At 62.7% G+C, this 16,034-nt stretch carries 12 protein-coding genes and 2 pseudogenes; 8 read left to right on the plus strand and 6 right to left on the minus strand.

The window, feature by feature from the left end; all coding sequences use genetic code 11:
* Window positions 1–204: 204 nt before the first annotated feature.
* Entirely contained in the window at window positions 205–1,551 is a 1,347-nt protein-coding gene (locus tag C163_RS21135; protein WP_025340493.1) for an MFS transporter, read from the minus strand.
* Between the two features lie 411 nt (window positions 1,552–1,962).
* Window positions 1,963–2,853, minus strand: coding sequence for a pca regulon transcriptional regulator PcaR (gene pcaR / locus C163_RS21140; protein ID WP_025340494.1), 891 nt, complete (start codon window positions 2,851–2,853; stop codon window positions 1,963–1,965).
* 489 nt (window positions 2,854–3,342) lie between these two features.
* Between pcaR and C163_RS27390 the strand changes: the two genes are divergently transcribed.
* The gene (locus tag C163_RS27390) at window positions 3,343–3,543 is read left to right on the plus strand and encodes a hypothetical protein (protein ID WP_003259583.1); all 201 of its coding nucleotides are present in this window, start codon (window positions 3,343–3,345) and stop codon (window positions 3,541–3,543) included.
* A 313-nt stretch (window positions 3,544–3,856) separates the two neighbouring features.
* Window positions 3,857–5,329, plus strand: coding sequence for an inorganic phosphate transporter (locus tag C163_RS21150; protein ID WP_025340495.1), 1,473 nt, complete (start codon window positions 3,857–3,859; stop codon window positions 5,327–5,329).
* 224 nt (window positions 5,330–5,553) lie between these two features.
* Here the strand turns inward: C163_RS21150 and C163_RS21155 are convergent, their stop codons facing one another.
* Window positions 5,554–7,029, minus strand: a complete 1,476-nt coding sequence (locus tag C163_RS21155; protein WP_025340496.1) for a helicase HerA-like domain-containing protein — start codon at window positions 7,027–7,029, stop codon at window positions 5,554–5,556.
* Window positions 7,030–7,199: 170 nt separating this feature from the next.
* Between C163_RS21155 and C163_RS27780 the strand changes: the two are divergent.
* From C163_RS27780 to C163_RS21175, 5 genes and pseudogenes are all read left to right on the plus strand, one after another.
* Window positions 7,200–8,216: pseudogene (locus C163_RS27780) on the plus strand (cache domain-containing protein); the annotation flags it as partial.
* Between the two features lie 261 nt (window positions 8,217–8,477).
* Window positions 8,478–9,074, plus strand: a pseudogene (locus C163_RS27785) (methyl-accepting chemotaxis protein); the annotation flags it as partial.
* Between the two features lie 243 nt (window positions 9,075–9,317).
* Complete coding sequence (locus tag C163_RS21165) at window positions 9,318–10,439, plus strand: glycosyltransferase family 1 protein (RefSeq protein ID WP_025340498.1); 1,122 nt, start codon at window positions 9,318–9,320, stop codon at window positions 10,437–10,439.
* Window positions 10,432–11,196 carry a DUF2334 domain-containing protein gene (locus tag C163_RS21170; RefSeq protein ID WP_025340499.1) on the plus strand — a complete coding sequence of 255 codons (765 nt, stop codon included), beginning with the start codon at window positions 10,432–10,434 and terminating at the stop codon, window positions 11,194–11,196. The genes C163_RS21165 and C163_RS21170 overlap by 8 nt, the downstream gene beginning before the upstream one ends.
* Window positions 11,193–12,185: a lysylphosphatidylglycerol synthase transmembrane domain-containing protein gene (locus C163_RS21175; protein ID WP_025340500.1), complete on the plus strand. Its 993-nt coding sequence runs from the start codon at window positions 11,193–11,195 to the stop codon at window positions 12,183–12,185. Before C163_RS21170 ends, C163_RS21175 begins: the two co-directional genes overlap by 4 nt.
* A 308-nt stretch (window positions 12,186–12,493) precedes the next feature.
* Here C163_RS21175 and purU read toward each other — a convergent pair whose 3' ends face one another.
* Window positions 12,494–13,345 (minus strand): formyltetrahydrofolate deformylase, encoded by an 852-nt coding sequence (gene purU / locus C163_RS21180; protein ID WP_023662871.1) that lies wholly within the window; start codon window positions 13,343–13,345, stop codon window positions 12,494–12,496.
* A gap of 283 nt (window positions 13,346–13,628) precedes the next feature.
* Here purU and mvaT point away from each other — a divergent pair, with 283 nt between their 5' ends.
* Window positions 13,629–14,006 carry a histone-like nucleoid-structuring protein MvaT gene (gene mvaT / locus C163_RS21185; protein ID WP_003259590.1) on the plus strand — a complete coding sequence of 126 codons (378 nt, stop codon included), beginning with the start codon at window positions 13,629–13,631 and terminating at the stop codon, window positions 14,004–14,006.
* Between the two features lie 85 nt (window positions 14,007–14,091).
* On the opposite strand, the gene sbcB is transcribed toward mvaT, so the two are convergent.
* Window positions 14,092–15,525, minus strand: coding sequence for an exodeoxyribonuclease I (sbcB, locus tag C163_RS21190; RefSeq protein ID WP_025340501.1), 1,434 nt, complete (start codon window positions 15,523–15,525; stop codon window positions 14,092–14,094).
* A 75-nt stretch (window positions 15,526–15,600) separates the two neighbouring features.
* Window positions 15,601–15,960 (minus strand): PilZ domain-containing protein, encoded by a 360-nt coding sequence (locus tag C163_RS21195; protein WP_025340502.1) that lies wholly within the window; start codon window positions 15,958–15,960, stop codon window positions 15,601–15,603.
* Between the last annotated feature and the right edge of the window lie 74 nt (window positions 15,961–16,034).

Genomic DNA, 16,034 nt, shown 5'->3' on the forward strand with positions numbered 1-16,034 from the left:
CAGATTAAGGAGACTGGTGGGTGGCTTACAATCCGATAATCGACTATTTGTGCGATTATCGAACAATTTGTTGTCCTGCTACTCATCTTGATTCTGGGGCTGCTGCGCAGCCCTTTCGCGACACAAGGCCGCTCCTACAGGGGATCGCGTTTCCCGGTAGGAGCAGCCTTGTGCTGCGAAGGGCCGCAAAGCGGCCCTCGGGCTTCAGGTCGCGTCAGCGTGGCTCACCAGCCCTTTCACGATCACACCCACGGTCGCCAGCCCTGCCGGCACCAGCAACGCCGTCAGCACCTGTTCGAAGTTCCAGCCCAGCCCCAGCAGCGTTGCGCCACTCCAGGCCCCGAGAATCGCCCCGAAGCGGCCGATACCCAGCATCCACGATACCCCTGTGGCGCGGCCCTGTGTCGGATAGAAGCGCGCCGCCAGCGAAGGCATCGCCGACTGGGCGCCGTTCACGCACATGCCGGCAACCAGCACCAGGGTGGCCAATACGGTGATGTTGCCCAGGCTCTGCCCCACGGCGTAGGCGAACACCCCGGCCAGCAGGTAGAAAATGCCGATCACCTTGTGCGGATTGAAGCGGTCCATGGCCCAACCCACGCCGACGGCACTAAGCACGCCACCGAACTGGAACAGTGCGCCGATGAAGGCAGCCTGCTCCATGCTCGCGCCGCTGTCGCGCATCAAGGTTGGCAGCCAGCTGGTCAGCAGATAGACGATCACCAGGCCCATGAAGTAGGTCAGCCACAACAGCATGGTGCCCATGCCGTAGGTACCGGAGAAGATCAGCGCGAACACGTTGCGCGCTGCCACCGCCTTCTGCTCCGGCACGCTGAAGCTGCCCGCCTCGGCCACCACCTGTGGCGCGATGGGCGACAAGGTCTGGCGCACCTTGTCGGTGCCCCGATTGCGCACCACCAGGAACCGCGCCGACTCCGGCAGCCATACCATCAGCACCAGCGCCAGCAGCAACGGCAGCACGCCACCGATCACCAGCAGGCTGTGCCAGCCGTAAGCCGGGATCATCTTGGCGGAAATGAAACCACCACCGGCCATGCCCAGGTTGAAGCCGCAGAACATGCTGGTCACCAGCAGCGACTTGAGGCGCTCGGGGGTGTATTCAGACAACAGCGTGGTGGCGTTGGGCATGCCTGCGCCAAGGCCCAGGCCGGTCAGGAAGCGCAACACCAGCAACTGGTCGACGTTGGTGGCATAGGCCGAGGCCAGGCTGAAGCCGCCGAATACCAGCACCGCCCCCACCAGCACGCCCTTGCGGCCAAACCGGTCCGCCAGCGGGCCGGAGCCGAGGGCACCGAAAACCATGCCGATCAATGCAGCACTCATGACCGGGCCGAGGCTGGCGCGGTCAATCCCCCACTCCTGCGACAGGGCCGGGGCGATGAAGCCCATGGCGGCGGTGTCCAGGCCATCGAGGAAGACGATCAGGAAGCACAGCAACACCACCCGCCATTGGTAGCGGGACAGCGGCTGCTGATTGATGAACGACTGGACGTCGAGGCTTTTGCCGACGTTGGTTTGCGCTTGGTTCATTGTTGTTATCCAGAATGAGGGGCACAGCCAGGCCACTGCACGCGATAAACCGGTACAGAGGACGATAGTTTGAAGGAATGCGGCCGGCGTCAGCCTGGATATAACGGTACCGCGCGCGGGTGCGGCCGCGGCAGCGAGGGGACAGTATTCATGTAAGTGCCTCTTATTATGTTTTTCTTGTTCGGTCGGCACAGCCGACCGTTGCGAGAGACATTAATCAGCGGGCGGTGGTGGCGCAATTGACCGCGAACGACACTGTGCGTTTATCGCACAGGAAACGGTTTTTACTGTTTTATTTTGGGGCCGCTTTGCGGCCCATCGCGACACAAGGCCGCTCCTACAGGGTTACGCGATCTACCTGTAGGAGCGGCCTTGTGTCGCGAAAGGGGCGCAACGCGCCCCCGGGGCACTTCAGCCAAACAACTGATGGCAAAGGTCCCGGCTGGCCGCCAGCAGGATCGGCAAGAACCGCTGCTCCAGTTCACTGCGCGTCACCCGCCCGACATGGGTACTCACATTCAACGCCGCCAACACCTGCCCCGAGGCGTCATACACCGGCACCGCAATCGAGCGCAGCCCCTGCTCCAGCTCCTGGTCTACCACGCACCAGCCCTGGGCGCGCACCTGCTGGATACAGGCGAACAGCGACTCAGGGTCATGCAAGGTACGGCTGGTACGCGCCTTCAGGTCGGCACGTTCCAGGTATTCCCGCAGGCTGGTGTCATCCATGGCCGCCAACAGAATGCGCCCCATCGATGTGCAATAGGCCGGCAGGCGCCCGCCCACCGACAGGTCGACCGAAATCAGCCGCTCCACGGTGGCCGAACGGGCTATATAAAGAATGTCGTCACCTTCGAGCGTGGCCATGTTGGCCGCCTCGTGCAGCTGGTCGCTGATGCGGTCCAGGTAAGGCTGGGCGGAAATCGCCAGCGGCGTCGACGACAGGTACGCATGCCCCAGTGTCAGCACTTTGGGCAACAGCGAATAGGTGCGCCCGTCGGTGGTGGCGTAACCCAGCTTGATCAACGTGTGCAGGCAACGGCGTACCGCTGCACGGGGGATTTCGGTGCGGTGGCTGATCTGGGCGATGGTCAGGTGACGCTTGCGTTCCTGAAAGGCCTGGATGACTGCCAGGCCTCGCGCCAAGGAGGTCATGAAGTCCGGGTCGCCGGTAAAGGCCTGGATGCGCTTTGCCGGGGAAGCCACGATCGGTGGTGCCAGGGCTGCCGAGGCAGATCGCCCCTGCTCCGGGTTGCCCGACTCTGGATTGACGGAATCGTTGGCCAGGGTTTCGTCACTCATCGCACACCTCAAAAAAAACGCCCACTCGTGCGATTATCGAACAAACGGCCGATAATCGCAATTGACCGCTGACACTTTTACTTATACCTTTCTCATGCCACTTGTGGCTTCTTTGGAGAGACTGGTCAGGTACCCACCGTAGAAGTCCCCAGGCAACGGCCTCGCCTTTTGGCGAGGCCGTTTTTCATTACCCTGCCGGTCGACGGTCCCGCTGCTGCACTGCAACGAACTTTTGGCCGTCTTGCCTTTCAAACTTGTACGAAAGGCCCAAACTGTTGTCGGATGCATTGCGTTACTTGCGTCTGGTGATGTCAGGGTTGGGTAAATAACGATGTTCGGCGAAATATCGGTTGCTATAATCGATTGCGCAGGCCTCGACGATGCCGTGGCAATGGAACCTTCCGCTGTATCAAGCCGTTGCGGCCAGCAAGGCATGTGCACGCTGCACAGCGCATAACAACACTCATCAAACTTAATTCAGGTACTACTGTGACGAAAGATGAACTGCGCGCGGAACTCGAGCGCCAGGCTGAACGTTACAAGGATGTTTACGGTGGCGAAGTCACCACTTACGCCGCACAACCGGATCCGGAACGCAAACCTTGGCGCAAGCGCGCCAGCGTGCGCGACCAGGCCTTCAGCCAGGAACTGGAACGTATGGAAAAAGAACTGCGCAGCGACACTCCCTGACCCCCGGGACCACGCCAGCGCGTCGTCGCCCGGCCAGCCCGGGCGCGGTCGATCTTTACTGTCCGGCCGAAGGTGAAATGGAATTACACAAATTTCATACGGTCGTTTGAACAGAAGCGAAGCGGCTTTTTCGCCAGCTTTTTGCCGGTTTTCGCCAGGTTTTGCGCGTTTTAGCGGACATTTCCCTTCCTGCACGCCCCTCCGTGCACATCACGCTCCCGACAGGAAGATTGCCGTCGGTCTGTCGCGGATGCATCGATTGCCAAGGTTTTCTGGCATAATCCCGCCCCCCTAAGACCGCCAGACAACCTTCATGATCGAATTATTCAGCGGACTGGATGCCTGGGTGTTGGTGAGCCTGCTGCTCGCCTTGACCTTCGTGCTCGCCTTCGAGTTCATCAATGGCTTTCATGACACCGCCAACGCGGTAGCTACCGTCATCTATACCAAAGCCATGCCGCCGCACCTCGCCGTGTTCTTCTCCGGCGTGTTCAACTTCCTTGGCGTTCTGCTCGGCGGTGTCGGGGTGGCCTATGCCATCGTGCACCTGCTGCCGGTAGAGCTGCTGATCAATGTGAACACCGGACACGGCCTGGCCATGGTCTTCTCGCTGCTGGCTGCGGCCATCACCTGGAACCTGGGCACCTGGTACTTCGGTATCCCCGCCTCCAGCTCGCACACGCTGATCGGCTCCATCCTCGGCGTCGGCCTGGCCAATGCCCTGATCAACGACATCCCGCTGGGCGACGGCGTCAACTGGCAGAAGGCGATCGACATCGCCATGTCGCTGGTGGTCTCGCCGATGGCCGGCTTCGCCGTTGCCGCCCTGGTACTGATCGGCCTGAAGTGGTGGCGCCCGCTGTCGAAGATGCACAAGACCCCCGAGCAGCGCCGCAAGCTCGACGACAAGAAGCACCCGCCGTTCTGGAACCGCCTGGTACTGGTGGTTTCGGCCATGGGCGTGAGCTTCGTGCACGGCTCCAACGACGGCCAGAAAGGCATCGGCCTGATCATGCTGGTGCTGATCGGTATCGTTCCGGCCAAGTTCGTTCTCGACCTGAACAGCACCACCTATCAGATCGAGCGTACCCGCGACGCCACCCTGCACATGAGCCAGTTCTACCAGCGCAACGCCGCCACCCTGGGCGAGTTCCTGGCACTGGGCAAGGCCAAGGCCAGCGACCTGCCGGAGCAGTTCAGCTGCAACCCGCAGCAGACCGAGCCGACCATTGCCGCGCTGCAGTCCTCGCTGCAGGGCGTGACCGACTACCACAGCCTGAGTGCCGACAAGCGTGTCGAAGTGCGCCGCTACCTGCTGTGCCTGGACGACACGGCGAAGAAGGTCGGCAAGCTGCCAGGCCTGGAAGCCCGTGAAAAGGCCGACCTGGAAAAACTGCGCAAAGACCTGACCGCCACCACCGAGTACGCCCCGTTCTGGGTGATCGTGGCCGTCGCTCTGGCCCTGGGCCTGGGTACCATGGTCGGCTGGAAGCGTGTGGTACTGACCGTTGGCGAGAAGATCGGCAAGCAGGGCATGACCTATGCCCAGGGCATGTCGGCGCAGATCACCGCGGCTTGCGCCATCGGCATGGCCAACATCTTCGCCCTGCCGGTATCGACCACCCACGTGTTGTCGTCCGGTGTGGCCGGCACCATGGTCGCCAACAAGAGCGGCCTGCAAGGCGGCACCGTGAAGACCATCCTGCTGGCCTGGGTTCTGACCCTGCCTGCGTCGATGGGCCTGGCGGCCGGCCTGTTCTGGCTGGCGTCCAAAGCCATTGGCTGAGTGATACCGCAATAAGAAGAAGGCGCCCTCGGGCGCCTTTTTCGTATCCGCAACACACACGCCTCCTGTAGGAGCGGCCTTGTGTCGCGAAAGGGCTGCAGAGCAGCCCCAGCAATTTGTGCATCTGCGCTGAAATCCCGGGGCTGCTTCGCAGCCCTTTCGCGACACAAGGCCGCTCCTACAGGTAAAGCGCAGGCCTGTGGATGGGGGCCGGTACAGGCAAACTACCTTTTCTTGCCCCCCAGCAACGACCCCATCAACCCACGCACCAACTGCCGCCCCAACTGGTTGGCCGCCTGGCGCACCGCCGACTTGATGGCCTGCCCTGCCGCACTTTGCAAGAACTCACCAGCCTTGTCGGCAAAGCTCTCTTCATCTGCCTTGGGTTGCGGCGCGGGCTCCACCGGCTCGCCCTTGCGCTGGGTCAGCATCTCATACGCCGACTCACGGTCCACCGGCTTGTCGTAACGCCCCGCCAGCGGCGAATCGGCAATCAGCGCACTGCGCTCAGCCGCACTCAACGGCCCGATACGCGACTGCGGCGGTGCAATCAGCACCCGTTGCACCATCGCTGGCGTGCCCTTCTCTTCCAGCGTCCCCACCAGCGCCTCGCCAATGCCCAGTTCAGTCAGCACCGCCAGGGTGTCGAACGCCGGGTTGGGGCGGAAGCCATCAGCCACCGCCCGCAGCGACTTCTGCTCCTTGGCGGTAAACGCCCGCAAGCCATGCTGAATGCGCAAGCCCAACTGGGCCAGCACCGCATCCGGCAAATCCCCCGGCGACTGGGTAACGAAGTACACCCCCACACCCTTGGAACGAATCAGCCGCACCACCTGCTCCAGGCGATCCTGCAATGCCTTGGGCGTATCGTTGAACAACAAGTGCGCTTCATCGAAGAACAACGCCAGCACCGGCTTGTCGGCATCACCGCGCTCGGGCAGTTGCTCGAACAACTCGGCCAGCAGCCACAACAGGAAGGTCGCGTACACCTTCGGTGCATCGTGAACCAACCGGCTGGCGTCCAGCAGGTGGATACGCCCACGGCCATCCGGGTCTGGCCGCAGGAGGTCCTCGAGCTGCAACCCCGGTTCACCGAACAACGCCTCGGCGCCCTGCTGCTCCAGGGTCGCCAACCGGCGCAACAGCGCCTGGGTGGAGGCCGTGGTCATCAGCGCGCTGTCTTCACCCAGCAATTGCGGGTTGTCCTTCAGGTGCGCGAGCAGCGCCTTGAGGTCCTTGAGGTCGAGCAGCAGCAGGCCTTCACGGTCGGCCACCTTGAACGCCGCGTACAGCGCCGCCTGTTGGCTGTCGGTCAGTTCCAGCAGGTTGCCCAGCAGCAGCGGCCCCATTTCACTGAGGGTGGTGCGCAGCGGGTGGCCGGACTGCCCGGCAATGTCCCACAGGGTCACCGGGTAAGCCTGGGGCCTGTGCCCCAGCCAGGGCATGCCGGCGATGCGCTCGGCCACCTTGCCCTGCGGCGCACCAGCAGCGCCCAGGCCGCACAGGTCACCTTTGACATCGGCGGCGAACACCGCAACCCCCGCGTCACTGAACGCTTCCGCCAGATGCTGCAGGGTGACAGTCTTGCCAGTACCCGTTGCACCCGCTACCAGGCCATGGCGGTTGGCCAGCCTCATGGCTTGCCCAACCGGCTGGCCATCCGGGCCAGCGCCTACAACGATGGTCGAAATTTCCGACATCTCTTTAATCCTCTGCTCAAGCTTTACCGTAATTCGGCCGATACCTGTGGGTGATATTCGCCTTAATAGAGAGGAACAACCGAAAAGGGACTTTTTCGGGATGTTGCACTGCTTTGCGACTCCACGCGTGCAAACGCCTGATATGAAACCTTAGCGGAACCGATTACGCCATGAACAAAAGCCTTCGTTTCAGCCACAAGATTCTTTTGGCAGCGTCACTGATCGTGATACTCGCCTTCAGCCTTTTCACGCTCTACAACGATTACCTCCAGCGTAATGCGATCCGCGAGGACCTCGAAAACTATCTGGCTGAAATGGGCGCTTCCACTTCGACCAATATCCGCAACCTGTTCGAAGGCCGTATCAAGCTGGTGGAAAACCTGGCACAGAACATAGCCCAGGACCCGACCAACGCCGAAACCCTGATGGGCCAGAATGCGCTGGTTTCCAGCTTCCTCACCGTCTACCTGGGCAAGGTCGACGGCGGCTTCAGCGTGCGCCCTGATTCGAAAATGCCCGACGGCTACGACCCGCGCACCCGCCCCTGGTACAAGGACGGCATGAATGCCGCCGGCGCGACCCTGACCGAGCCGTACATCGACATGACCACCAACAAGATGGTCATCGGCATCCTCAGCAAGGTTTCCGCCAGTGTCGGCGTGGTCGGTGGCGACCTGGCCCTGGACGGCCTGGTACAGATCATCAACTCGCTGAACTTCGGCGGCATGGGCTACGCCTTCCTGGTGAACGACCAGGGCAAGATCCTGGTGCACCCGGACAAAGACCTGGTGATGAAGTCGCTGTCGGACCTGTTCCCGCAGCACACGCCGAAACTGACCGGTGAGCTGACCGAAGTGCAGAGCGAAGGCCAGGCCCGCCTGCTGACCTTCACCCCGATCACCGGCCTGCCTTCGGCCAACTGGTACATCGGCCTGTCGGTGGACAAGGACAAGGCATTCTCGATGCTCAGCACCTTCCGCACCTCGGCGGTGATCGCCACGCTGGTGGCGGTGGTGATCATCATCGGCCTGCTCGGCCTGCTGATCCGTGTGCTGATGCAGCCGCTGCACACCATGACCCGCGCCATGGAAGACATCGCCGAAGGTGAAGGCGACCTGACCAAGCGCCTGCGTATTCACAACCACGACGAATTCGGCATCCTGGGCAGCGCCTTCAACCGTTTCGTCGAGCGTATTCACAGCTCGATCCGCGAAGTGTCCTCGGCCACCGAGCAGGTCAACGAAGTAGCCCTGCGGGTCATCAGTGCCTCGAACTCGTCAATGACCAACTCCGACGAACAGTCCAACCGCACCAACAGCGTGGCCGCCGCCATCAACGAACTGGGTGCCGCTGCCCAGGAAATTGCCGGCAACGCCGCCCAGGCTTCGCAGCACGCCAGTTCGGCGCGGTTGCTGGCCGAAGAAGGGCAGCAGGTGGTGGAACGCAACATTGCGGCAATGAACCGCCTGTCCGACCTGATCGTCACTTCCAGCGCGCACATCGAGACGCTGAACAGCAAGACCGTCAACATCGGCCAGATCCTCGAGGTGATCACCAGCATTTCCCAGCAGACCAACCTGCTGGCGCTGAACGCGGCCATCGAAGCGGCCCGCGCCGGTGAAGCCGGGCGTGGTTTTGCGGTTGTCGCCGATGAAGTACGCAACCTGGCGCACCGCACCCAGGAGTCGGCGCAACAGGTGCAGACCATGATCGAAGAACTGCAGGTCGGCGCGCGCGAATCGGTCGAGACCATGGACCAGAGCCAGCGCCACAGCCAGGACAGCATGCAGATCGCCAACCAGGCCGGTGAGCGGCTGGACAGCGTTACCGTGCGCATCGGCGAGATCGACGGCATGAACCAGTCGGTGGCCACCGCCACCGAAGAGCAGACCGCCGTGGTCGAAGCGATCAACATGGACATCAACGAGATCAACATGCTCAACCAGGAAGGCGTGGAAAACCTGCAGGCCACCCTGCGCGCCTGCTCCGACCTGGAGCAGCAGGCCGGCCGCCTGAAGCACCTGGTGGGCAGCTTCCGTATCTGATCGCAAACCGCGTCGCCTGCTTCGCGGGCTCGCCCGCTCCCACAGGATCTCCGCCGCTCTTGAATGCGTGGTGATCCCTGTGGGAGCGGGCAAGCCCGCGAAGAAGCCCACACCGATCCCCCGCCTTCCCCCGCCCCGCCCAACCCCGATCGAACAAACTATCCTTCTGATAGGTCAACCTTTAGGCGCGTCATCGCCGGCCCGTTAGCGCCGGATGACAGACCCGAAGACGATCCCGGAGGGATGCTGATCGTGCACATCGCCGACATCACCATGTTCTACGCCCCCGCCAGCGGCGGCGTACGTACCTATCTTGATGCCAAACACCACCGCCTCGACGCCATCCAGGGCGTCCGCCACAGCTTGCTGATACCCGGTGCCAGCGCCCAGCACGCCGATGGCATCTACCAGGTGCCCGCACCGCCGCTGCCGTTCGGCAATGGCTACCGCTTCCCGGTGCGCCTGGCCCCATGGTGCAACGTACTGCGCAGGCTCAAGCCCGACCTGATCGAAGTCGGCGACCCCTACCTGACCGCCTGGGCTGCGCTGGAAGCGCGGCGCAAGCTCGATGTGCCGGTGATCGGCTTCTACCATTCGGATCTGCCGCTGCTGGTCAGCAACCGCATGGGTAACTGGTTCACCCCCAATGTAGAGGCCTATGTCAGCAAGCTGTACGGCAATTTCGACCGGGTCCTGGCCCCCAGCCAGGTCATGGCCGACAAGTTGCGCCGCCTGGGGGTGCGCGATGTGCACGTGCAGCGCCTGGGCGTCGACCTGGCCACCTTCCATCCCAGCCAGCGCGACCCGCAGCTGCGTGCCGAACTGGGCATTGCCGACACCAGTCGCCTGCTGATCTACGCCGGCCGTGGCTCGCGGGAAAAGAACCTGCCGGTGCTGCTCGAGTGCATGCAGCACCTGGGCCACCCCTACCACTTGCTGCTGGTGGGTTCGAACATGCCGGCCAACGTGCCGCAGAACGTCAGTGTGATCGATCACTTCTGCCCGGCTCCGGAAGTCGCCCGGCTGATGGCCAGCGCCGACCTGCTGGTGCACGCCGGCGACCAGGAAACCTTCGGCCTGGTCATTCTCGAAGCGATGGCCAGCGCCACGCCGGTGGTGGCCGTGCGCGCCGGTGCTTTCGGCGAAATCGTCAACGAACAGTGCGGGCGCCTGTGCCGCCCCAACGATAGCAAAGCCATGGCGACGGCCGTGCAGGAGGCGTTCGAGGCCGGCGTGCGCAAGCTCGGGGCTCAGGCCCGTCGCCATGCCGAGCAGCAGTATTCGTGGGACCACGTGGTCGCCGGCCTGCTGCAGCACTACCAGGCCGTGCTTGGCCACCAGCCGCAGGTCCGTGCCCATGGCTGAGCCACTGCCGCCAGCGCGCAGCCTGATGCTGGTGCTGCACGATGTCGCGCCCGAGACCTGGCCCGACTATCAACCCTTCGTCCAGGCCGTCGACGCCATCGGCGGCATCCCCATGACCTGGCTGGTGGTGCCGGACTTTCACCACCGCAACCCGCTGCAGCGCTCGCCCACCTTCTGCCGCTTGCTCGAACGGCGCCTGGCCCAGGGCGACGAGCTTGCCCTGCACGGCTTCTACCATGCCGACAACGGCCCGCCACCACGCACGCCCGGCGAATACTTCATGCGCCGCATCTATACCCATGAAGGCGAGTTCTACGCCCTGGACCAGCAGCAGGCCCTGCAACGCCTGGAGCACGGCCTGGCCCTGTTCGCCCAGCAGGGCTGGCCGGTGGCCGGCTTCGTCGCGCCTGCCTGGCTGATGAGCGAAGGCACCCGCCAGGCACTGCGCCGCCTGCCGCTGCGCTACACCAGCACGCCACAGCACTTGTACCGTTTACCAGACTTCACCGCGATCAAGGCCCCTGGGCTGGTCTGGAGTGCCCGCAGCGCCTGGCGTCGCGGCCTGTCACGGGTGCTGTGCGACTGGCAATGCCGGCGCTGGCGTGACGCCCAGACCCTGCGCCTGGGCCTGCACCCGGTGGACATGCGCCATCGCGCGTCCCGCGACTATTGGCTGAACACCCTGCACACGCTACTGGCACAGGGCCGCGAGCCCCTGACCAAGTCCACCTGGCTCGACCGCCAGGCCAGCGCATGAACCGCCTGGCCTGGCTGGCCCTGGCACTGCTGGGTGCCGTGCTGGTGCCAGCCCTGCTCGGTGGCAGCGAGTTGCTGCCGAGGCTGCAGCGCTTCGCCCCCAGCCTGATGCTGACCCTGCTGAGCATGATCCTGCTGTGCTGGGTCATCAACGCCATCCGCTTGCGCCTGTTGCTCGGTCAGCAAGGAGCAAGGCTTGGGCGCCTGCGCAGCCTGGGTGTGGTGATGGCCACCGAGTTCGCCATCTGTACCACCCCCGGCGGCAGCGGCGGCCCCTTGACCCTGATGGCCCTGCTGGCACGCGACCGTATCGGCCCGGCGCGCAGCGGCGCGGTGTTTGCCATGGACCAGCTGAACGACCTGGTGTTCTTTTTCTGCGCGATGCTGGCGATTGCCGGCTATGCACTGTTCCACAGCCTGGGCCGCAGCCAGGAAAGCATGTTGCTGGGCAGCGCGTTGCTGCTGTGCACGGCACTGGCCGGGGTGATCGGCCTGCTGCGCTATCGGCGCACGGTGATGCGCGTGAACGGCAGGTTGCTGCGCCGCCTGGGCATGAGCCGCCAGCGCAAGTGGCGCTGGGCGCGCAAGCTGCTGCGCTTCATCGACGCACTGGCGCAGACCTGGCGCCTGCCCAAGCGCACGCTGACCCTGGTGTTCACCCTGACCTGCGCCCACTGGGGCCTGCGCTACAGCGTGTTGTATCTGGTATTGAGGGGGTTGGGGGTAGACCTGGCGTGGATCCCCAGCTTTTTGGTGCAGATGCTCTCGCTCAGTGCCGGCCAGTTCAGCCTGCTGCCTGGCGGTGCCGGTGCCGCCGAGCTGACTTCGGCCAGCCTGCTGACGCCACTGGTGGGCAGTTCGACCGCGGCTGCGGCGATCCTGATATGGCGGGCGGTCACTTACTACTTTTATCTGCTGGCGGGTGGGCCGGTGTTTGTGTGGCTGCTGGCGCGCCCGCTGCTGGAGCGTTGGCGGCGTCAGGCGGGTTGAGCTGCTGCCAGAGTTCGGCGGCGCCGGGGAAATCGGTGCCATCGGTGTCGGCCAGGGCTTCGGGGTCGTAGCGGGCCAGGCAGCCTTCACCTAGTGTGGGTGGGGGTGAGGCGGTGGGTTGGTTGCGCTGCTTGGCCATCGGCTTATCCCTCAGATTGCTGGGGGCGCTTCGCGCCCCTTTCGCGACACAAGGCCGCTCCTACAGGAGTTACGCGACGCAGTGCCGGAACGCGATCCCTTGTAGGAGCGGCCTTGTGTCGCGATGGGCTGCAAAGCAGCCCCAGAACCTCACAGGCAACCAGTCTGTATCAGTCAAACACCACAGTCTTGTTGCCATGCACCAGCACCCGGTCTTCCAGGTGATAACGCAGGCCACGGGCCAGCACCATCTTCTCCACATCACGGCCAAAACGGACCATGTCGTCGATGCTGTCGGCATGGCTGACACGCACCACGTCCTGCTCGATGATCGGGCCGGCGTCCAGCTCTTCGGTGACGTAGTGGCAAGTCGCGCCGATCAGCTTCACACCACGCAGGGCGGCCTGGTGATACGGCTTGGCACCGACGAACGACGGCAGGAAGCTGTGGTGGATGTTGATCACCTTTTCAGCATAGTCCTGGCACAGTTGCGGCGGCAGGATCTGCATGTAGCGGGCCAGCACCACCACGTCGGCGGCGTGCTCCTGCACCAGGCGCGACACTTCGGCAAAGGCCGGGGCCTTGTCCTTGGGGTCGACCGGTACATGGAAGAACGGAATACCGTGCCACTCGACCATGCTGCGCAGGTCGTTGTGGTTGGAGATCACGCAAGGGATCTCGCAGTCCAGCTCATCGGTGTGCCAGCGGTGCAGCAGGTCGGCCAGGCAGTGCGACTCGCGGCTGGCCATCAGCACCACGCGCTTCTTCTGCGCCGAGTCGGTAATGCGCCAGGTCATGGAGAACTCTTCGGCGATCGGCGCAAACGCCTCGCGGAAGGCTTCGATACCGAATGGCAGCGATTCGGCGCGGATTTCATGGCGCATGAAGAACCAACCGCTCTGCTCATCGGAGTGGTGGCTGGCTTCGTTGATCCAGCCATTGTACAAGGCCAGGAAATTACTGACTTTCGCCACGATGCCAACACGGTCGGGGCAGGCGATCACCAGACGATAGGTGCGCATGAATGAGACTCCAGAACTTCGCAAAGGCGCTCATTCTAGCGGCCCGCCAGGAAAAACGCAGTATTGATCGCAGCGGCCGTGGCCTGTGTTCCTGACGAAATGCACTGCCAGCATTCTCTGACAGACATGACGAAATGCAGGGTTAATTGTAAATTTTTGTTCACGTAGAAAATGGTTGTCACAGCTTAGTTAACAGTTAATTGCCCAACAATATGTTTACTTGCGAGTATTGCCTGTCTATTATTGCCCCACACATTTCTGAACACGCATTAAGGAACACTCCATGTCCCTGATCAACGAGTACCGCGCTACCGAAGAAGCCATCAAGGAACTTCAGGCCCGCCTGGCCAACCTGTCGCAGGATGACAAGCTGAAGAAAGAACTGGAGTTCGAAGGCAAACTGCGCACACTGATGGGCGAGTACTCCAAGTCGCTGCGCGACGTGATTGCCCTGCTCGACCCAGAGTCGAAACTGAGCAAGGCACCTCGTGGTGCGGTCAAGACTACCGCCACCAAGCGTGCACGCAAGGTCAAGCAATACAAGAACCCGCACAACAATGAAGTGATCGAAACCAAAGGCGGCAACCACAAGACCCTGAAAGAATGGAAAGCCAAGTGGGGTGGCGATGTGGTTGAAAGCTGGGCGACCCTGCTGGACTGATTGTCCGCACACGCCTGCTGCTTATCGCAACAAGAACGCCGGCATATTGCCGGCGTTTTTGTTTGTCCGCGTTTTGTGTCAGCGCTCAGCCAATTGCAAACTGTGCCTGCAATTGCCGGGCATGTACCTGCCACGCGTCCAGCACGCGCCGCCCCGCCTCGTCGGCGCCCTCCCAGGCCTGCTGCCGCGCCTGTTCGAAGTCGCCCAGCGTATTCGGCGCGCCCCAATGCGGGTCGCTCAGGCGCTGCTGGCAGAAGCTGAACCAGCGTTGCCGCTCTTCGCCGGTCAGGGTCTCGGGGAAGTTGCGCGCCCGATAGCGGAACAACAGTTCAGGCAGGCGCGGGTCATCGAACATCCACTGCCCACGGCCCAACTGCGCCGGTTCCAGTGCACGAACTTGCTCACATAAGCGGCGGTCACGATCCCCCAGAAAACCGTCATACAACTGTTGTTCCGGGTCTTCACTCGGGGCGAAGTCTTCCTTGCCGTAGATGTGTTCCAGCTTGTCTTGCCATTGCGCCTGTTGCTTGGCCAATTCTTCGCCGCGCAATTGTAACAACGTCAAGTCCAGGCCCAACCGTTGTTGATCAGCCGGGCGCAATACCGAAAGTGGCGCCAGTACCGGGCAGCGATTGATCTGCACCAGTTTGAGCGGCACGGGTAATTCGCCTTCGGCCAGTTCTTCATGGCGGGTATACAAACGCTGGCGTAGAACTTCAGCACTTTCCCGTAGTAACGGTAGGGTTTCCTGATGCAGGTCGCACACAATCAGTGCATTGCGATTACGCGGGTGCCAGGCCAGTGGCAATACGACACCAAGGTAATTGCGTGCCGCCGAGAAGCGCCCGGATATATGCACCAGTGGCTGCAACAAACGAATCTGCTCCATCACTTTATGCTTGCTGCGCAACTGGAACAGCCAGTCATACAACTTGGGCTGTTTCTGCCGGATCAGGCGGGCCAGGGCGATGGTTGCCCGCACGTCGGAAAGCGCTTCGTGGGCATGCCCATGGTCGATGCCATTGGCCTTGCTCAGCAGCTCCAGGCGCAGGCTGGTGCGCCCGTCCTGCTGCGGCCACTCGATGCCCTCCGGGCGCAATGCATAGGCCGTGCGTACGATGTCGATCAGGTCCCAGCGGCTGTTGCCACCCTGCCACTCTCGGGCATAAGGGTCGAAAAAGTTGCGGTACAGGCTGTAGCGGGTCACTTCGTCGTCGAAGCGCAGGGTGTTGTAGCCGGCGCCACAGGTACCAGGGTGCGCCAGCTGCGCATGCACCCGGGTCATGAACTCGGCTTCGCACAGGCCCTGCTCGGCCAGCAGTTGCGGGGTGATGCCGGTCACCAGGCAGGCGGCCGGGTGCGGCAGGATATCGTCGGAGGGCCGGCAATAAAGGCTGATCGGCTCGTCGATTTCGTTGAGGTCGAAGTCGGTGCGCACGCCGGCCACCTGCAGCGGCCGGTCGCAGCGCGGGTTGATGCCGGTGGTTTCGTAGTCGTGCCAGAAAATGCTGGAGGTCACGGGGTCGTCCTGTATCGAGGTCGACCCGATTCTAGCGCGATTCTGGCGCGACTCCAGCGAGCCTGGGCCCGAGGCTCAGGCAGAGGCGTTGGCGGGGCGGAAACTGAAATAGTCGCGCAACGAGCGGACGAATTCGTCGTACTCGCGGGGCGCCTGCAGCAGCATGAAGCCCGAATCGTAGTGCCCGGGCGTCTGGTCTTCACGGCACCACAGGCAGCTGGCGGTAAGGTTGACGAATTGATGCCCGCCACCAACCAGCGGCAGGCGTAATTGCAGATCGTAGTCGGGCCCGACCAGCACAGGTAGCTGGCTTATCAGCATCAGCCCGTCTTCGGAGGCGTTGCCCAGCTGGCCGATGGCCTGGCCGGTAATGCGGTTGAACACCTTGAGAACACAAGGCAGCTGATGGCGTTCGATATGGCGCTTGTTGAACATGATCGCAAGTGCAGTCCGTATCCGATGCCAGGAATACGTGGAACTGGCGGTTGTTGTAACAGCTGAGTTACAGA

The organism is Pseudomonas sp. FGI182 (assembly GCF_000511325.1).
Lineage (GTDB): Bacteria > Pseudomonadota > Gammaproteobacteria > Pseudomonadales > Pseudomonadaceae > Aquipseudomonas > Aquipseudomonas putida_Z.